Raw genomic sequence first — 17,638 nt, 5'->3', positions numbered from 1 at the left:
CCGGCTTCTTCGGCGCGGGCTTCTTCGGGGCCGGGGCCGGCTTGCGGTGCTTCTTGACGGGGACGATCTTGTGGAAGCTCATGGTGCTGTTCCTCTCTCTGACGACTTGTGTCGTGGTTCTGCAACAGTTTTTCTACTGACCCGTCGCAACAACCTGTGAATTGATTTGAATTACTTCTGTAAATGCTTTGTCAGCGCTCGTCGCCGACGGGGCGGCGCTTCGGAGCCGGCTTCTTCGGCGCGGGCTTCTTCGGGGCCGGAGCGGGCTTGTGGCTCTTCTTGACGGGGACGATCTTGTGGAAGCTCATGGAAATTCCCTCCTCTGGGCCGGCGAGTTAGCGGTTGCCCACAGGGCGCTTGGGCTGGGACTTCTTGCAGTCCTTCTTCTTCGGAGCCGGCTTCGGGGCGGGCTTCTCGGCCTTCTTCACCGGGACGATCTTGTGGAAGCTCATGATCTTCTCCTTCGTTCTGTCGTCCGCGCCGTTCGCTTTCGACATGGAAAACATTACGCGGTCCGAGAGCCCAAGAAAGCCATTTTCAGTTAGACCTCGATGAATTGCGGCTGAGATGAATTTTCAGGAGCAACCGGGAACCGTTCACTGCCTCACATAGGTTTTATCCAGCAGATCCGGCAGGTCCGACGGAAAGGGCCCGGTACGCACGGGTGTGCGTACCGGGCCGGGGGTGGGGCGGAGGGGGTGGCTACTGGACGATCGTGATCCGGTCCGTGGCCGGGTGGTGAGGCCCGCACACCTTGTCGGAGTGCGCGTTGGCGGGCAGCACGGCGGCAGACACGAGCAGTGTGTACGTACGACGTTCGGACGGACGGTACGGTCACGGTCTGGGCTTCGCTTGCGTGACTCCACCCGCGACTGAAGTCGCGGGCTTCCTGCGTCGGCGGCTAAGCGCTGTCGCAGAGGGCCAGCCCGGCCCTGTGCAGGACGTTCAGCGCGCCCACGCGGTCGGCGTTCTCCACCAGGCCGCACTTGACGCATTCGAACTTCGCTTGGCTGACGCGGTTCTCCTTGGCGACGTGCCCGCATCCGCCGATTGCGGGCGGGCACGTGCGGGAGGTGTTGCGGGCGTCCACCGGGATCACACAGCGAGTGGCACTCTCAGCCTTCTGCGCCAGGATTCCGAGGAACTGTCCCCAACCCGCATCCAGGATGCTCTTGTTCAGCCCAGCCTTCGCGGCGGCGCCGTTCGGGAGGAACGCGCCGGCCTGCTCGGGGTCGGGCTTGGGAACGGGCGCTTTGGTCATGCCCGCCGTGTTCAGGACCTCGTGCCCGATGACGTCGTGTTCGCGAACCAGAGCGAGGGCCTGCTTGTGGTGGTGGTCGAGCCGCTGACGCCGGATCTTCGCATGCAGCTTCGCGACCTTCCGGGCTGCGGCCCCGTGCTTCTTCGTGCGCTTCTCGGCGCGCTTGGGGAATGTCGAAAGGTGCTGCTGGGCGGCGGTCAGTTTGTCGGCCATCGTGTCGAGGAACTTCGGGTTCTCGACATGCATGCCGCCCGAGTCGGTGAAGAAGTGCACGGTGCCCATGTCGATGCCGACGACGCTGCCGGTCGCGGGCAGGGGCTCGGCTGGTACCTCGTCGCAGGCGAGGACGACGTACCAGCGACGGCCTTCCCGCTTCACCGAGATCGTCTTGACCCGGCCGCGCACGGGCCGGTGCTGGTGCACACGGATATGTCCGACGCCTTGGAGGCGTACGCGGGTCTGCCGGTCGTGCGGGGTGGAGTCCCAGCGGCAGCCGTCGCCGTCCTTGGGGAAGGTCACGGTGTCGAAGTGCCCGATGCCCTTGAAGCGAGGGTATCCGGGTGTGAGACCGGCCTTCACGCGCTTGAAGAACGCGGCGAACGCATTGTCAAGGCGGCGCAGCGTGGCCTGCTGTGAGCTGAACGACCAGCGCCCTTGACGCTCAGGGTCGAAGGCGCGGACCGCCTTGAGCTGCGCGGACTGATCGCCGTACATGATGCTCGTCTTCGAGCTATGCCGGTAGGCTTCCCGGCGCTCCTGGAGCGCGCCGTTGTAGAGCGAGCAGTGGTCAGCCAGCATCGCCCGCAACGCGGCTTCCTGACTGATCGTGGGGCGAAGGAGGAACTTGTACGTCCGTTTCATGACGCGTCCCCCTTCCTCTTCCTCCACGGGCACCCCCGCTCCCCACCCCGTCCGCGGTTCGGCGTCAGGGAAATCCGTCATCATGCCCAACGACCGCCACCGACGAAGGCCACGCATTCGAGACGAGAACTTTCGTTTCGTTCCTTGTTCGGGCTCGCCCCGACCCGGCCTAGGGTCAACGCGCGTAGCTCAACAGGGGTTTCATGACTAAATCTCGATTACCCCTTGACCTCTTCTTTGCCGTATCCCATGCCCCCACTCTGTCCGTCCGGCCCCGTACCCTCGTACGCATGACCAGCGACGACACCGCAGGGCCGCCCATGTACTCCCGCTCCATCGACACCTACTCCGCGCTCACCCCGGATCAGGCCGAGGCCGTACGGGAACTGCTGGCGGCGGCCGCTCAGGCCGACGGCCAGCAGCCGGTGTCCGAGCAGGGCCGGCTCCAGCTGAGCGGCGGCGCCCGGACGGGCGTCTCCCACCTGCTCCTCTCCGTCGGCGACGAACTCGTCGGCTACGCCCAGCTGGAGGACACCGACCCGGTGGAGGCACCGGCCGCGGAGCTGGTCGTCCACCCGGCCCACCGGGGCCACGGCCACGGCCGCGCGCTGGGCTCCGCCCTGCTGGCCGCGTCCGGCAAGCGGCTGCGCATCTGGGCGCACGGCGGCCACTCGGCGGCCCGCCACCTCGCGCAGGTCCTCGGCCTCACGCTGTTCCGCGAACTGCGCCAGATGCGCCGCCCGTTGACCGACCTGGACCTGCCGGACCCGAAGCTGCCCGAGGGCGTCACCGTCCGCACCTTCGTCCCCGGCCAGGACGACACGGCCTGGCTCGCCCTCAACGCGGCCGCCTTCGCCCACCACCCGGAACAGGGCTCGCTCACCCAGCGCGACCTCGACGACCGCAGGGCCCAGCCCTGGTTCGACCCGGCCGGCTTCTTCCTCGCCGAGCGCGGTGGCGAACTCCTCGGCTTCCACTGGACGAAGGTCCACGACGCGGAACGCCTCGGCGAGGTCTACGTCCTCGGCGTCTCCCCCACCGCCCAGGGCGGCGGCCTCGGCAAGTCCCTCACGACCATCGGGCTGCGGTACCTGGCGGAACGGGGCCTGCCGACGGCGATGCTGTACGTCGACGCCGACAACACGGCGGCGGTCGCGGTCTACGAGCGGCTGGGCTTCGTGACCCACGAGACGGACCTGATGTACCGGACGGAGACCTGAGGGTCCCTCACCGGTTCGGTGGCCGCCTGCGGTTGACCAGGTAGGCGGACCTGCCGAGCACGGCGACCGCGACCGCCGCGGCGAGCGCCTTGACCAGGGGCCCGGCACCGCCGGCCAGGGTGGCCGCGGCGAGGACGAGGACGACGAGGGCCGAGAGCCAGGGCATCGCCCGTTCGGCCGGTCCTCCGTCCCGGAAGGGGTTGTCCACGTCCGTCTCCTCGTCCGCCCGGCACCGGCCGTCTGACACCGGTCGCCCGTCGCCTGACACCGGTCGCCCGTCGCCCGTCGCCCGTCGCCCGTCGCCTCCATCATGCCCGGATCAGGCCGCCGGGCGGTCGCCGTCAGCCCGTCTGGCAGTCGTCCGGGCCCTTCGGTACCCGTACGCCGAGCAGGCGGGCCGCCTCGGCGGTCGTCGTGTGCGGTGAGACCAGCTGCTGCCAGTGGGACCTCACCCGGGCCGCCACCGTGTCGTGCGGCTCGCGGAACAGTTCCCGTACGACCTGCGTCTGCTGGGCCGAGACGGACATGCTGCCGCCGTCCGGGGTGAGGACCGAGGCCGAGCCCGCGAGGCTGTCGTCGATGCGGAGGTGGCGGAAGGTGTCCTCGGGGGCGGGGCCGGTGGCCAGGGCCAGCCACATCGTGGTGACCGGGCGGGCGTCGCACATCTCGACGGACGCCAGCTCGTTGCCCGCGACCAGGACCCGGGCGACCCCGACCGCGAACTCGGGGACCCGGTTGCCGCCCCACTGGGTGCCGACGGTGACCGTGCCCGGGGTGGAGCTGGTCGGGAGGGTGGCGTCCGTGGTCAGGTCGGTGATCTCCTGGATGCGCTGGCGGACGGTGAGACGGGTCGTGGCCTGCTCGCCGCCCGCCTCGGACTGGACGCGACGGACGACCGAGGCCCAGTCGACGGTCCAGCCCTTCCAGTCCGGGTACGCGCAGTACCGGGAGCCGGCCCGCTCGACGCACGTCTGGAACTTCGCAGGGTGGTCCGCCTCGGCCTTCCGCTCGGCCTGCAGGCCCGGGGAGTCCCCCGGCGTCTGCCCGGCCACGCCGGCCACCGCCGCCGCCAGGGCCACGGCCGCCGCCGCCTTCAGGAGACGCGCCCGGCCGCCGGCCACCAGCATCGCCGCGCACACCGCCAGCACCGTGAGGCCCAGCAGGTACAGCGCGTGCCAGCCCGCCGGGCGGCCCAGCAGTTCGCCCGGGACCGGGGTGCCGCCGTTCTGCAGCACCGCCGGCCACAGCCAGTCCACACCGTGCGTGCCCGAACCGGCGGGCAGCAGGCTGGTGACGAACCCGATCACGAGCAGGAAGAGCAGCGGGGCCGCCGGATGGGGCAGGACCCGGGCCAGCAGGACGCCGACCGCACCGGCGAGCAGGACGGCCAGCGGGGCCACCGCCAGTTCGAAGACCGAGCCGTGGCCGACCGCGCCCGGCCGCAGCGACGCCCAGGCGAACTGGACGTCGACCACCGCGGCCACGCCCACCGCGAAGGGCACGACGGACAGGGCGTGGGCGAGCGTACGGCGGGCGGGCGCCATCGCCAGCACCCCGAACTGCTCCTCCAGGCCGCGCCGCCGGTCGAGCAGCGCCGCCCGGTGCACGCACACCAGCAGGGCCACGGCGAACAACTCGGGGCCGCCCTGGGTGGCGCGGTCCACGTCGTGCAGGACGGGATACGCGTCCATGCCCTCGTCCCGCCCGAACAGGCCGTACCCGACGTAGGCGAGATACAGCAGGCCGAAGAAGATCAGCGGGATCTGGAGGAGGAGCTGGCGGGCCTCGAACACGGCCAGGGCGACGACGGACGCGGACGCGGTGCCGCGCTCCTCGTGCTCGCGCCCGGCGGCCGGCGGCTCCTTCACGAGTACGGTCGTCATGCCGCCACTCCCGTGGTCTCGTCGTCGAGGACCAGCAGGTAGCCGTCCTCCAGGGTCGGGTCGAGCAGGTCGGCGCCGGCGGGCGGGTCGCCGACGTTGCGGAAGGCGCCGGTGCCGGTGCGCCAGCCCGCCCGCGCGCCCGGGGCGCGTTCCGTGCTGCTCCACACGCGTCCGGCCGCGCGGCCCGTCAGCCCGGCCGGCGTGCCGTCGAACCGGACCCGGCCGCCGGCCAGCACGATCACCCGGTTGCAGAGCATCGCCACGTCCTCGGTCTGGTGGGTGGAGAGCAGCACCGTGCGGCCCTCGCCGGCCTCCGCGATCAGCTCCCGGAACCGCATGCGCTGTTCGGGGTCGAGTCCGACCGTCGGCTCGTCCAGGACCAGGAACCGGGGCCCGCCGACGAGCGCGGCGGCCAGCGCGACCCGCTGCCGCATCCCGCCGGAGAGCCGCTTGATCCGCCGGCCGCGTACGTCGGCAAGGCCGACCAGGTCCAGGACGCGCCGGACCTCGCGGTGGCGGCCGCCGCGGTCGGTGAGCTCCTTGAGGATGGCGACGTAGTCGACGAACTCGAAGGCCGTGAAGTCCGGGTGGAAGCCGGGGGTCTGCGGGAGGTAGCCGAGCGTGCGGCGGACCGCGAGCCGGCCGGCGGGGGTGGCCGGGTCCTCGCCGTGCACCGTGAAGGTGCCGCCGTCGGGCGGCACGGCGGTGGCGAGGACCTTCAACAGGGTGGTCTTCCCGGCGCCGTTGGGTCCGAGCAGGCCGGTGACGCCGTCCGTCAGGGACAGGGTGACGCCGTCGAGCGCCGGGGTGCCGCCGTAGCGCAGGGTGAGGCCGGCGGCGGAGACGGTGGTGTTCAACTCAGGACTCCAGCGGTCAGTAGGGCTTGGCGTCGAAGCGGTCGCGCACCTGGTGGAGCAGGAGCGTCGCCAGTGCGGCGAGCGCGGCGGCCGCCGACTGCCCGGCCGTGGTGAAGGCGACCGACGTGTGCGTCGGGTGCACCGCCGCCACCGCCATCAGGGCGGTCCACGCCCCGCCGACCAGTCCGGGCCCGAGCAGCGGACCCAGCCGGACGGAGAGGGCGAGGCCGGCCGCGGTGAGCGCGAGGGCGGGCAGCAGCCAGCCGAAGGCGAGCAGGCCGTAGCCGGGCAGGGCCAGCGCGGCCAGGCAGTTGAGGCCGAGCGAGGCGGTCAGCGCGGCCACGGTGCGGATCATCAGCAGCCGGAAGCCGTGTGTCGGGGCGACCGCGGCGATCTCGTACGTCGGGTCGAGGACCGGTCCGTACGACAGGGCCACCGCGGCGAGCGGGAGCAGCGGGGCGAGGGCCAGGAACAGGGCCGGGGCGTCCACCGCGTGGACCACCAGGACCGTCGCCGCCAGCACGAACGCCACCGAGGCCAGCCAGGAGCGGCGCAGCACCGGGGTCGCGGTGAGCAGCTGTGCGGTGTGGTCGGCGACCCCGAGGCGGACCAGGAGCCGTTGGCCCGCCCCGGGCCGCGGGGCGTCCAGTTCGGCGTCCAGGCGGTCCCAGCCGGCGTCCAGCGCGACCGGGTCCGACACGGACGCCAGTACCGCCCTGCACTCGGCGCAGGAGCCGACGTGGGTGTCGGCCGACCACAGCAGCGGCGGCGCCAACTCGCCGTGCGCGTACGCCCGTAGATCTTCTTCAGCCACATGCCAGGTCATGCCAGCTCCTCCCGCAGCTGCTTGCGCGCCCGCATCGCGCGGGTCTTGACCGTCCCCGGCGGGATGCCGAGCAGGACCGCGGCCTCCCGGGTGGTCAGTCCGTCGATCACCGTCGCCTGGAGCACCGCCCGCAGTTCGGGCGAGAGCCGGACCAGGGCCCCGGCGAGGTCCCCGTGCTCCACCCCCGCGAGCACGCGTTCCTCCGCCGAGGCCTCGTCCCGGTGCCGGAGCCGGGCCAGCGCCTGCCGCAGCCGGCCGCGGGCCCCGTCGCCGCGCAGCGCGTCGACCAGCCGCCGCGACCCGATCCGCCACAGCCACCCGGCGGCGTCGGCGTTCACACCGTTCTCGGTGGTCTCGCGGTAGCGGGCGGTCCCCCGCCACACCGCGAGGAACGTCTCCTGCACGACGTCGTCGACGACGGCCGGGTCCGCGCACCGGCCGCGCAGCCGCGCGGTCAGCCACGGCGCGTACCGCCGGTACAGCTCCTCGAAGGCGCGCCGGTCCGAGTCCGCGGCTATGGCCCGCAGCAGCTCACCGTCGCTTCTCGTTCCGCTCACGTCTCCTCATCGCACGAGCCCCGGCGATCGGTTCACCGATCCCGGGTTGACTTTCCGGCAATGTTTCCACCACCCTTTCACTACTCAATTAGTGAAAGGGTGGTTGTACGGGTGGTCGAGTACCGCATCGACCGGCGCTCCGGCGTCGCCACCTACGTCCAGATCGTCCAGCAGACCAAGCAGGCCCTGCGCCTGGGTCACCTCCAGCCGGGAGACAAGCTGCCCGCCGCCCGTGAGGTGGTCGAGGCCACCGCCATCAACCCCAACACCGTCCTCAAGGCCTACCGGGAGCTGGAGCGCGAGGGCCTGGTCGAGGCCCGGCGCGGCCTCGGCACCTTCGTGAAGCGCTCGCTCGGTTCCGCCCCGGCCGCCGAGTCCCCCCTGCACGGGGAGCTGGCGGACTGGGCGGACCGGGCCCGTGCGGCCGGCCTGGACCGCGACGACGTGGCCGCACTCTTCACCGCCGTACTCGAGACCCACTTCGAGAAGCACCTCCAAGGAGAGAGTTCATGACCGACACCGCGACAGCGGCGTCCGCGCTCGGCAAGCAGTTCGGCCGGCGCGGGGGCTGGGCGCTGCGCGACTGCACCTTCCGGCTCCCCGCCGGACGGGTCTGCGCCGTCGTCGGCCCCAACGGAGCGGGCAAGTCCACGCTCCTCGCCCTCGCCGCCGGTCTGCTGGGCCCGACCGAGGGCGAACTGACCGTCCTCGGCACCACCCCGGCCGAGGCACGCGGCCGGGTCGGTTACGTCGCCCAGGACAAGCCGCTGTATCCGCAGCTGACGATCGCCGAGACGCTGGCGATGGGCGCCGACCTCAACCCCGGGCGCTGGGACGCGGCCGCCGCCCACGAGGTCGTGGCCGCCGGCGACCTGGACCCGAGGTCCCGGGTCCGCACCCTCTCCGGCGGCCAGCGCACCCGGGTCGCGCTCGCCCTCGCCCTCGGCAAGCGGCCCGAACTGCTGCTCCTCGACGAGCCGATGGCCGACCTCGACCCGCTGGCCCGGCACGAGCTGATGGGCGTGCTGATGGTGCAGGCCGCCCAGCACGGCACCACGATCGCGATGTCCTCGCACGTGGTCGCCGAACTGGAGGACTCCTGCGACCACCTGCTGCTGATCGGCGGCGGCCGGGTCCGGCTGGCCGGCGAGATCGACGACCTGCTGGCCGCCCACGCCCGGGTCGCCGCCCCCGCCGACGCCGACCTCGCCCCGCACACCGTCGTGGACTCCCGGACCACCGGACGGCAGCTCAGCGCCCTGGTCCGCCCGGCGGGCCCGCTGCCCGAGCACTGGCGCACCGGCGCCCCCTCCCTGGAAGAGCTGGTCCTCGCCCATCTCCGCAACCCCGAGGCCCCGGCCCTGACCGCGGTGGAGGCCACCGTATGACCACCCTGACCGCACCCGCGCCGGCCCCCCGGGCCCACCTCACCCGCTGGCTGCTGCGCCTGCACCGCCCCGCGCTGTACGTCTGGACGGGCCTGGTCCTGGCCCTCGCCGCCCTGCTCCTCCTCCTGCACGGCCCGCTGACCGACGCCGCGGCCGACGCCTGGCGCCAGTACGACGCCTGCACGGACTGGGAGCGGTGCAAGTACAACCAGAACGCGATCCTGCGCTACAAGGACTGGTACAACTACGCCACCCTGTCCCTGGCCGCGGTGCCCTTCCTGGTGGCCGCCTGGGCCGGTGGCGCGTTCGGCAAGGAGCTGGAGTCCGGCACCGCCCGGCTCGCCTGGACCCAGTCCAGCACCCCGGTGCGCTGGCTGACCGTCCGGCTCGCGGTACCGGCCGCGGCCGTCGCCGCCGGGACCGCCCTGCTGGTCTGGCTGCACCACCTGGCCTGGGCCGCGGGCAACGGCCGCATCGACACCGCCAAGCAGTGGTACGACGTCCCGACCTTCCACACCAACGGCCCCACCCTCGTCGCGCTGGCCCTGTGCGCAGTGGCGGCGGGCGCGCTGACGGGCCTGCTGTCCCGCCGCACCCTGCCCGCCCTGGGCCTCGGTCTGCTCCTCACCGGCGCGGTCTGGACCGCCGTCCAGCTGCTCCTGCCCCGCCTGTGGCCGACCCGCACCAGCACCGGAGATGCCCTCTTCGCCCTCCCCAACAGCTCCTGGACCTGGCGGCTGGGCAAGCTCGCCGACGACGTCCAGTACGGCGACTACCACCCGGCTTCGCACTCCTGGCCGCTCCAGCTGACCAGCACCGCCCTGCTCCTCGCCGTGACCGCCCTGCTGACCGTGGGCTGCTTCCTCGCACTGCGCCGGCTGACCGGAAGGACGACCGCCCGATGACCGCCCTGCCCGCCGCCCCCGGCTCCGGCTCAGCTCCCGGCTCCGGCTCCGGCTCCGCTCCCGGTCCCGCTCCCGCTCCCGGTCCCGCGGCCGCCTACCGCTCGCTGCACAGGCTGCACCGCCCCGCGCTGCTCGTCTGGGCCGCGTTCGTGCTGCTCGTGACGGGCTGGCTGCTCTGGGTGCACTTCGCCGAGGTACCCGCCGAGCGGGCCTGCCACGGCTTTCACTACGTGACCCCGGCCGGCGACCTCCCCAGCTGCGACTACTCGGCGTTCACCGACGCCACCAACGTCGTCAACTTCGTCGGCGAGGCCCTCACCTACTCCTGCGTCGCCGTCGCCGCCTGGGCGGGCGGGGCGCTGATCGGCCGCGAGCTGGAGTCCGGTACCGCCGGGCTCGCCTGGACCCAGTCCGTGTCCCCGGCCCGCTGGCTGGCCGGCAAACTGACCGCGGCCGCCCTGCCGGTGGCCGCCGGGGGCGGGCTGCTCGCCGCGGTCTTCGGCTGGGTGTGGGGCTCCGACCAGTCGCAGCTGGTCAGCAGTTGGACCTACGACCGGGTCTTCATCCCGCACGGCCCGCTGCTGCCGGCCCTGCTGCTGCTCGGGCTCGCCGCCGGCGCCCTAGCCGGGCTCGCGCTGCGCCGCACCCTCCCGGCGCTCGGCACGGCCGCCGCCGCGACCCTGGTGGTCAGGCTGTACCTCCGCGAGGCGTGGAAGCCGCTGCGCGGCCCGCTGCACGGCTTCTGGGCCCTGCAGCTCGCCGCCACCGCCATGGTGCTCGCCCTGGCCGCCGCGGCCACCGTCGGCGCATTCTGGCTCTTGCGCCGCCGGACCCGCTGAGAGACCGTCGGTCCCACGCGTCCCCCGGACGGGCGAAGGACGCACCGGGCCGGTGGGAAGGTCGTACAGGATCGTCACTTTCGTGATCCCGAAGGCCTCCTCAGGCTGATCACAGACGTCCGCGAGCCTCCCTCCGCTATCCCATACGCCATGTCTTCGTAACCATTGGTTCAGACGGACTTGCGACGCTCAGCCAATGAAGCCCGCCGTGCCAGAGCCTTCGCCGCCCCCCGAGGGGTTCGCGGGAAACGGGGTGGTCCAGCTCCCGCCCGCGCGCTCCGACGCGCCTGTCACGGCCCGGGCGCGGAAGAATGGGGTCATGAGTCAGCAGAACGCCCAGGCAGCCGAGGTCCACCACGCCCAGCCCTCCGTGGGCTCCATAGCAGCACACCGCCCGCACACCGTGGCCGCCGTGGTCTCCGACCTGGAACCCGACCTCGACGCCGACCTCGACACGTACGAGGACTCGCAGGTCGACGGGGTCCAGCTGCCCCAGGGGCGCTTCCTCGACCGGGAGCGCAGCTGGCTCGCGTTCAACGAGCGGGTCCTCGAACTGGCCGAGGACCCGAACACGCCCCTGCTGGAGCGGGCGAACTTCCTGGCGATCTTCGCGAGCAACCTGGACGAGTTCTTCATGGTCCGGGTGGCGGGTCTGAAGCGCCGGATCGCCACCGGGGTGGCCACCCGCTCCGCCTCCGGGCTGCAGCCCCGCGAGGTGCTGGAGATGATCTGGGCCCGCTCCCGCGAGCTCATGGCCCGGCACTCCGCCTGCTACCACGAGGACGTCGCCCCCGCGCTCGCGGAGGAGGGCATCCACCTGGTCCGCTGGGCCGAGCTGACCGAGAAGGAGCAGGCGCGGCTCTTCACGCTCTTCCGGCACCAGATCTTCCCGGTCCTGACCCCGCTGGCGGTCGACCCGGCGCACCCCTTCCCGTACATCTCGGGCCTCTCCCTGAACCTGGCCGTGGTCGTCCGCAACCCGGTCAGCGGTCACAAGCACTTCGCCCGTGTGAAGGTGCCGCCGTCGCTGTCCCGCTTCCTGGAGAGCTCCCCGGGCCGCTACGTCCCGATCGAGGACGTCATCGCCGCCCACCTGGAGGAGCTGTTCCCGGGCATGGAGGTCGTGGAGCACCACGCCTTCCGGCTCACCCGGAACGAGGACCTGGAGGTCGAGGAGGACGACGCGGAGAACCTGCTCCAGGCCCTGGAGAAGGAGCTCATGCGGCGCCGCTTCGGGCCGCCGGTGCGCCTGGAGGTCGAGGAGTCCATCGACCGCGAGGTGCTCGACCTGCTGGTGCGCGAGCTGAAGATCTCCGAGGCCGAGGTCTACCCGCTGCCAGGACCGCTCGACCTCACCGGCCTGTTCCGCTTCGCGAGCCTGGACCGGCCGGAGCTGAAGTACCGCAAGTTCATCGCGGGCACCCACCGCGACCTCGCCGAGGTCGAGTCGGCGTCCGCGCCCGACATCTTCGCGGCCCTGCGCGAGCGGGACGTGCTGCTGCACCACCCGTACGACAGCTTCTCCACCTCCGTGCAGGCCTTCGTCGAGCAGGCCGCCGAGGACCCGGACGTCCTCGCGATCAAGCAGACCCTGTACCGGACCTCCGGCGACTCCCCGATCGTCAACGCGCTCATCGACGCCGCCGAGGCCGGCAAGCAGGTCCTCGTCCTGGTCGAGATCAAGGCCCGCTTCGACGAGCACGCCAACATCAAGTGGGCGCGCAAGCTGGAGGAGGCCGGCTGTCACGTCGTCTACGGCCTGGTCGGTCTGAAGACCCACTGCAAGCTGTCCCTGGTGGTCCGCCAGGAGGGCGAGACGCTCCGCCGCTACAGCCACGTGGGCACCGGCAACTACCACCCGAAGACGGCGAGACTGTACGAGGACCTCGGGCTGCTCACCGCCGACCCGCAGGTCGGCGCGGACCTGTCCGACCTGTTCAACCGGCTCTCCGGCTACTCCCGCCGGGAGACCTACCGCCGCCTGCTGGTGGCCCCCAAGTCGCTGCGCGACGGACTGATCGCGCGCATCGAGAAGGAAATACAGCACCACCGGGCCGGCCGCCCCGCGTTCATCCGCATCAAGGTCAACTCGATGGTGGACGAGGCGATCATCGACGCCCTCTACCGCGCGTCCATGGCGGGCGTGCCAGTCGACATCTGGGTGCGCGGCATCTGCGCGATCCGCCCGGGTGTCGCGGGCCTGTCGGAGACCGTCCGGGTCCGCTCGATCCTCGGCCGCTTCCTGGAGCACTCCCGGGTCTTCACCTTCGGCAACGGCGGCGAGCCCGAGGTGTGGATAGGCAGCGCCGACATGATGCACCGCAACCTCGACCGCCGGATAGAGGCGCTGGTCCGGGTCACCGACCCGGCTCACCGGGCCGCGCTCAACCGGTTCCTCGAATCAGGCATGTCCGACTCCACCTCCTCCTGGCACCTGGGCCCGGACGGCGAGTGGACCCGGCACGCGACCGACGCGGACGGCCAACCCCTGCGCAACATCCAGGAGATGCTCATAGACGCCCGGAGGCGCCGGCGTGGCACAGCAACACCTTGAACCGACGGACCCGACGGCCCGGGTGACGACCGGGGACGCCCTCGCGGGCTACCTGCGCGCCCAGGCCACGGAGTTCCTCCGCGCGCTGCGCCTGCACCGGGAGACCGGGACGGCGAGCGCGACGACGGAGTCCGTCGACGCGGCCCGCGCCCTGCGCCGCTCGGCCCGGCGCATCAGCGGCAGCCTGCACACCTTCCGACCGCTCCTGGAGGCCAACTGGTCCGAGGAGATCCGCCCCGAACTCGCCTGGCTGTCCGGCACCTTGGGCCTTGAGCACGCCTACGAGGCCCGGCTGGAGCGCCTGTTGCTGGCGCTGCACCGCCTCTCCGGCTCGACGAGCCTGCCGAACCAGGCCACTTCGGAGGCGGTGGCCGAGCGCGGCAACCTCACGGTGGGTGCGGCCAAGGCGGGCGCCCTCCTCGACCGCCAGCTCACCCTCGCCCGCACCCGGGCCCACTCCACGGCCCTCCAGGCGCTCGGCTCCTCCCGCTTCCACGCGGTCGCCGACAAGGTCGCGGTGCTGGCCAGCGAGGTCCCGCTGACGGCCGCGGCGCCTTCGACCGACCTGCGCCCGCTGGCGTCGGCGGCCGCGGAACGGCTCACCGACGCCATCACGGCACTCCCGCTGGTCACCGCGGGCCATCCCTACAACGCGGAGGCCCTGGTCCACGGCCTGTCCCCGGACCCGGCCCCGCATCCCCAGGACGGCCCCTGGCACCAGGTCCGCCTCCTGCTGCGCCTGCACCGCTACGCCCGCGAGGTGCTGTGCGGCGAGGACGCGCCCGTGGACGTACGGCTGCTCGCGGCCGGCCAGGCCCTGAACCGGCACCGGGACGCCTCGGAAGCCGCGGCCGCGGCCGCGGCGGCGGCCCGCACCCCGCGCATCGCCCCCGCGACCGCGTACGCCCTCGGTGTGCTCCACGCCGACCAGCGGCACGAGGTGGAGGCGGCCAGGTTCGAGTTCCAGCAGGCGTGGCAGAAGCAGCGGGTGGAGGCCGTGTGACCGACACCCCGGTGCTGGCGGCGGGCTGCGTCCTGTGGCGCCGCTCGCCGGTCGACGGCGGCCTGGAGGTCTGCCTCGTCCACCGCCCCAAGTACGACGACTGGTCGCACCCGAAGGGCAAGCTCAAACGCGGCGAGGACGCGGTCACGGGCGCGTTGCGCGAGGTGGCGGAGGAGACCGGCTACGCGGCCGCCCTCGGCAGCGAGCTCTCCACCGCCCACTACTACGCCAACGGCCGCCCCAAGGATGTCCGTTACTGGGCTGGCGAGGCGGGCGAGGGGCACTTCACCCCGAACCACGAGGTGGACCGCATCCTGTGGCTCCGCCCCGCGGAGGCCCGGCAGCGCCTGACCCAGCCGCGCGACGCCGAGCTGGTGGACGAACTGCTGGCTTCGCTGCACAACACCCCTTAGCGGGCGCGGCGGAACCGGGGTTCCAAACGGAAACCGGGGCCCGAATGGAAACCGGGGTCCGAGCGGAAACCGGGGTCCGACTGGGGTCCGGCCCTGGGGAGTCGGGCGGCGGCCGGTGCTTGGCTTCGGGCATGACCGAACACCTGCCCGTATCCGCGCGGGCCCTGCGCCGGGTTCCGCTCGTCGGCCGTCGCGAGGAACTGCGGCTGCTCGCCGGTCATGTGACGGGTGCTCGGGCCCGGGACGGGCAGGGCGGCGCGGTACTGCTGACCGGTGAGCCGGGCATCGGCAAGACCCGGCTGCTGGACCGGCTGGCCGGGACCTGCCCGGAGCACCGGGTCGTCGGGATCGCCGGGGTGCGCTCGGAGGCGCAGCTCGGCTTCACGGCCCTGCACCGTCTGCTCCGTCCCTTCCTGGGCGGCCTGGACACACTGCCGCCGCCCCAGCGCGAGGCACTCCGGGCCGCGTTCGGCCTGGCGCCCGGGGCCGCCGACCGCTACCTGGCCGGCCTGGCGGCCCTCACGCTGCTCACCGGCGCCGCCTCGGTCCGCCCGTTGCTGGCTCTGGTCGACGACGTGCAGTGGCTGGACCCCGAGTCGGCCGACGTCCTGGCCTTCGTCGGCCGGTGCCTGCACGGGGACGCCGTCGCCCTGGTGCTCGCCGGCCGCGACGACCACGACGCGCCGGGTCCGTTCGACGGGATTCCCGTCCTGTCCCTGACGGGACTGCCCCCGGCCGACGCCCGCGACCTGCTCGCGGCGAACAGCGCCGGACGGCTCGATCCGGCGGTGGCCGACCGGATCGCCGCCGAGACCGGCGGCAACCCGCTGGCCCTGCTCCGGCTCACCCGCACACTGACCGCCGAGCAGCTCTCCGGCACCGCGCCGCTGCCCGCGGCGCTGCCGGTCCCCGGCCCGCTCCGGGCGCACCTGCTGCGCCGGTTCCGCGCCCTGCCCGCCGAGACCCGGACGCTGCTGCTGGTCATGGCGGCGGCCGCACCGCAGGAGTCGGCGGAGCGCTGGCGGGCGGCCGGGTATCTCGGCATACCGGCGCACGCCGCGGACGCGGCGATGTCCGCGGGCATCCTCACCCGTGAGCACGCGACCGGGTTCCGGCACCCGGTGGCCCGGTCGGCCGTCTACTGGGGCGCCGAGGCAGCGGACCGCCGGCTCGTGCACGCGGCGCTCGCCGCGGTCACCGACCCGGTGCGAGCCCCCGACCGCCGGGCCTGGCATCGCGCCGAGGCGACGGTCGGACCCGACGCGGAGGTCGCCGGCGAACTCGAAGCGGCCGCACGGCACGCACGGGCCGGCGCCGGACCCGCCGCACAGGCGGCGTTCCTCTTCCGCGCGGCCGAACTGTCCCCCACCGAGAGGGTCCCGCGCTTCCTCGCCGCCGCCCGCGCCCACCTCGTGCTCGGGAACCCGGCGTCCGCACAGGCCGCCCTGGACCGGGCCGAGACCGAACTGGGCCCCGGCGACGCCCTGCTGCGCGCCCGCGTCCGGCAGACGAGGACACGGGTGGACCTGTATCTCGCACGGCTGACGGGCCTGCCGGCCCGCCTGCTGGACGCGGCCCGCTCCGTCGCCGAGTCCGACGCCCCGCTGGCCCGCCGGCTGCTGATCGAGGGGCTCGCGGCAGCAGTGGTGGGCCATGGCGGCACCGACACCACCACGCCCTACGAGTTCGCCGCCGCGGTACTGGCGTCCCCGGCGCTGCGGCCGACGGCTACCGCACCCGCCGATCTCCTGCTCCGGGGCCTCGCCGCACGACTCCACGACGACTACCCGTCGGCCGTACCGCTGCTGCGGCGGGCGCTCCAGGCGTTCGGGAACGCGGAGTTCGGAAGCGAGTCGTCCGGGACCGACACGTTCGGAAGCACGGAGTCCGAGAGCAAGGAGTCCGGGAGCGAGCCGTCCGGGACCGGCGCGTTCGGAAGCACGGAGTCCGGGGGTGAGGCGTTCGGGTGCGAGGAGGAGCCGGGCGGGGACGGGGTTCCGCTGGCGGTGCTCGCCCTGTTCGCGGCCGAGGACGTGTGGGACGACGTGGGCGGGCGGGCGGCCTGTACCCGGTTGACCGGCCACGGCCGGGACACCGGCGCGCTGGGCGCCCTCCAGACCGCTCTCATGGTCCAGGCCCTGTGGGACGTGCGGGCGGGCCGGTTCGGCGCGGCCCGAGCCGGTTTCGAGGAGGCCGCGGAGCTGGCCGCCGCCATGGACCTGCCCCCGCACGGGCCCGCCCAGCAGATCGAGCTGCTGGCCTGGAGCGGCCGGGAGGCCGAGACACGGGCGGCCGCGGCCGAGATCACGCAGGTCTGGGTGAAGCAGCACGGCAACGACGACTTCGGCGACCGGGCCCGGTCCTGTCTCGCGGTGCTGGAGACCAGCCTCGGACGCCATCCGCAGGCGTTGGCCTGCGCACGCGAGGCGATGGAGAAGGACCGCCCCGGCACGGGGACCCGGGTGCTCCACGAGGTGGTCGAGGCCGGCGTGCGCGTCGGCGACCACCGCGCCGCGAAGCAGGCCCTGGCCCGCCTGGAGGAGCGCGCGGCGGTGAGCGGCACTCCCTGGGCCAGGGGTTTGCTGGCCCGTTGCCGGGCGCTGATGGCCGACGACGACCACGCGGAGGCGTACTACGCGGAGTCCGTGGAGCTGCTGGACCGTACCGGGATCGTCACCGAGGCGGCCAGGTCCCGTCTGCTGTTCGGCGAGTGGCTGTGGCGGCGCAGGCGGCGCGGCCTCGCCCGGGACCACCTGCGCACGGCCCACCGGATGTTCGCCGGCATGGGAGCCGTGGCCTTCGCCGAGCGGGCCCGCGCCGAGCTCGCGGCCACCGGGGAACAGGCCCCCACCGGCACCGCGCAGGCCGACCGCGCGCTGACGCCCCGGGAACGGGAGGTGGCCCGTCTCGCGGCCGGCGGGGTGATGAACGCAGACATCGCGGTCCGGCTGTTCATCAGCGTCTCGACCGTCGAGTACCACCTCAGCAAGGTCTTCCGGAAGCTCGGCATCACGTCACGGCGTCAGCTGACGTCCGCGCTGGACGCCGAGGCCCGGCTGCCCTGAGCGGTG

The 17,638-nt window shown here is 73.1% G+C and carries 15 protein-coding genes; 9 read left to right on the top strand and 6 right to left on the bottom strand.

Features of this window, described 5'->3' with window-relative positions; genetic code table 11:
• Window positions 1–901: 901 nt before the first annotated feature.
• Window positions 902–2,122 (bottom strand): RNA-guided endonuclease InsQ/TnpB family protein, encoded by a 1,221-nt coding sequence (locus ACIQVL_RS25460; RefSeq protein WP_403426358.1) that lies wholly within the window; start codon window positions 2,120–2,122, stop codon window positions 902–904.
• 290 nt (window positions 2,123–2,412) lie between these two features.
• Here ACIQVL_RS25460 and mshD point away from each other — a divergent pair, with 290 nt between their 5' ends.
• Window positions 2,413–3,342, top strand: coding sequence for a mycothiol synthase (gene mshD, locus ACIQVL_RS25455; RefSeq protein WP_403476427.1), 930 nt, complete (start codon window positions 2,413–2,415; stop codon window positions 3,340–3,342).
• A 7-nt stretch (window positions 3,343–3,349) separates the two neighbouring features.
• Here mshD and ACIQVL_RS25450 read toward each other — a convergent pair whose 3' ends face one another.
• The 5 genes from ACIQVL_RS25450 to ACIQVL_RS25430 all read right to left on the bottom strand — a co-directional run bounded on the left by ACIQVL_RS25450 (window position 3,350) and on the right by ACIQVL_RS25430 (window position 7,465).
• Window positions 3,350–3,550 carry a hypothetical protein gene (locus ACIQVL_RS25450; RefSeq protein ID WP_403426354.1) on the bottom strand — a complete coding sequence of 67 codons (201 nt, stop codon included), beginning with the start codon at window positions 3,548–3,550 and terminating at the stop codon, window positions 3,350–3,352.
• Between the two features lie 133 nt (window positions 3,551–3,683).
• Window positions 3,684–5,225 carry an ABC transporter permease gene (locus tag ACIQVL_RS25445; protein ID WP_403476426.1) on the bottom strand — a complete coding sequence of 514 codons (1,542 nt, stop codon included), beginning with the start codon at window positions 5,223–5,225 and terminating at the stop codon, window positions 3,684–3,686.
• A complete protein-coding gene (locus ACIQVL_RS25440; RefSeq protein ID WP_403426350.1) occupies window positions 5,222–6,082 on the bottom strand; it encodes an ABC transporter ATP-binding protein in 861 nt (286 codons plus the stop codon). The genes ACIQVL_RS25445 and ACIQVL_RS25440 overlap by 4 nt, the downstream gene beginning before the upstream one ends.
• Before the next feature lie 16 nt (window positions 6,083–6,098).
• Window positions 6,099–6,908 carry a zf-HC2 domain-containing protein gene (locus tag ACIQVL_RS25435; protein ID WP_403426348.1) on the bottom strand — a complete coding sequence of 270 codons (810 nt, stop codon included), beginning with the start codon at window positions 6,906–6,908 and terminating at the stop codon, window positions 6,099–6,101.
• Window positions 6,905–7,465 (bottom strand): RNA polymerase sigma factor, encoded by a 561-nt coding sequence (locus tag ACIQVL_RS25430; protein ID WP_403426346.1) that lies wholly within the window; start codon window positions 7,463–7,465, stop codon window positions 6,905–6,907. Before ACIQVL_RS25430 ends, ACIQVL_RS25435 begins: the two co-directional genes overlap by 4 nt.
• A gap of 111 nt (window positions 7,466–7,576) precedes the next feature.
• Here ACIQVL_RS25430 and ACIQVL_RS25425 point away from each other — a divergent pair, with 111 nt between their 5' ends.
• The 8 genes from ACIQVL_RS25425 to ACIQVL_RS25390 all read left to right on the top strand — a co-directional run bounded on the left by ACIQVL_RS25425 (window position 7,577) and on the right by ACIQVL_RS25390 (window position 17,632).
• The gene (locus tag ACIQVL_RS25425) at window positions 7,577–7,978 is read left to right on the top strand and encodes a GntR family transcriptional regulator (protein WP_351961596.1); all 402 of its coding nucleotides are present in this window, start codon (window positions 7,577–7,579) and stop codon (window positions 7,976–7,978) included.
• Window positions 7,975–8,853, top strand: a complete 879-nt coding sequence (locus ACIQVL_RS25420; RefSeq protein ID WP_403476425.1) for an ABC transporter ATP-binding protein — start codon at window positions 7,975–7,977, stop codon at window positions 8,851–8,853. The genes ACIQVL_RS25425 and ACIQVL_RS25420 overlap by 4 nt, the downstream gene beginning before the upstream one ends.
• Window positions 8,850–9,758, top strand: a complete 909-nt coding sequence (locus ACIQVL_RS25415; protein ID WP_403426342.1) for an ABC transporter permease — start codon at window positions 8,850–8,852, stop codon at window positions 9,756–9,758. The genes ACIQVL_RS25420 and ACIQVL_RS25415 overlap by 4 nt, the downstream gene beginning before the upstream one ends.
• Window positions 9,755–10,597, top strand: coding sequence for a hypothetical protein (locus ACIQVL_RS25410; RefSeq protein ID WP_403476424.1), 843 nt, complete (start codon window positions 9,755–9,757; stop codon window positions 10,595–10,597). The genes ACIQVL_RS25415 and ACIQVL_RS25410 overlap by 4 nt, the downstream gene beginning before the upstream one ends.
• 196 nt (window positions 10,598–10,793) lie before the next feature.
• The gene (locus tag ACIQVL_RS25405; protein WP_403426339.1) at window positions 10,794–13,151 is read left to right on the top strand and encodes an RNA degradosome polyphosphate kinase; all 2,358 of its coding nucleotides are present in this window, start codon (window positions 10,794–10,796) and stop codon (window positions 13,149–13,151) included.
• Entirely contained in the window at window positions 13,132–14,154 is a 1,023-nt protein-coding gene (locus tag ACIQVL_RS25400; RefSeq protein ID WP_403426337.1) for a CHAD domain-containing protein, read from the top strand. The genes ACIQVL_RS25405 and ACIQVL_RS25400 overlap by 20 nt, the downstream gene beginning before the upstream one ends.
• The gene (locus ACIQVL_RS25395; protein ID WP_403426335.1) at window positions 14,151–14,567 is read left to right on the top strand and encodes an NUDIX hydrolase; all 417 of its coding nucleotides are present in this window, start codon (window positions 14,151–14,153) and stop codon (window positions 14,565–14,567) included. Before ACIQVL_RS25400 ends, ACIQVL_RS25395 begins: the two co-directional genes overlap by 4 nt.
• A 131-nt stretch (window positions 14,568–14,698) precedes the next feature.
• Window positions 14,699–17,632: an AAA family ATPase gene (locus ACIQVL_RS25390; RefSeq protein WP_403476423.1), complete on the top strand. Its 2,934-nt coding sequence runs from the start codon at window positions 14,699–14,701 to the stop codon at window positions 17,630–17,632.
• Window positions 17,633–17,638 lie beyond the last annotated feature (6 nt).

This window comes from Streptomyces sp. NPDC090499 (assembly GCF_044769305.1).
In the GTDB taxonomy this organism is placed as follows: Bacteria; Actinomycetota; Actinomycetes; order Streptomycetales; family Streptomycetaceae; genus Streptomyces.
Note: the sequence above shows the minus strand (reverse complement) of the source record. Positions and strands in the feature narration are given on the sequence as shown.

Bases quoted from the DNA above. Each gene is read 5' to 3' on its own strand.
- ACIQVL_RS25460 (WP_403426358.1), bottom strand. From the start codon at position 2,122: ATGAAACGGACGTACAAGTTCCTCCTTCGCCCCACGATCAGTCAGGAA.
- mshD (WP_403476427.1), top strand. From the start codon at position 2,413: ATGACCAGCGACGACACCGCAGGGCCGCCCATGTACTCCCGCTCCATC.
- ACIQVL_RS25445 (WP_403476426.1), bottom strand. From the start codon at position 5,225: ATGACGACCGTACTCGTGAAGGAGCCGCCGGCCGCCGGGCGCGAGCAC.
- ACIQVL_RS25435 (WP_403426348.1), bottom strand. From the start codon at position 6,908: ATGACCTGGCATGTGGCTGAAGAAGATCTACGGGCGTACGCGCACGGC.
- ACIQVL_RS25420 (WP_403476425.1), top strand. From the start codon at position 7,975: ATGACCGACACCGCGACAGCGGCGTCCGCGCTCGGCAAGCAGTTCGGC.
- ACIQVL_RS25415 (WP_403426342.1), top strand. From the start codon at position 8,850: ATGACCACCCTGACCGCACCCGCGCCGGCCCCCCGGGCCCACCTCACC.
- ACIQVL_RS25410 (WP_403476424.1), top strand. From the start codon at position 9,755: ATGACCGCCCTGCCCGCCGCCCCCGGCTCCGGCTCAGCTCCCGGCTCC.
- ACIQVL_RS25405 (WP_403426339.1), top strand. From the start codon at position 10,794: ATGAAGCCCGCCGTGCCAGAGCCTTCGCCGCCCCCCGAGGGGTTCGCG.
- ACIQVL_RS25390 (WP_403476423.1), top strand. From the start codon at position 14,699: ATGACCGAACACCTGCCCGTATCCGCGCGGGCCCTGCGCCGGGTTCCG.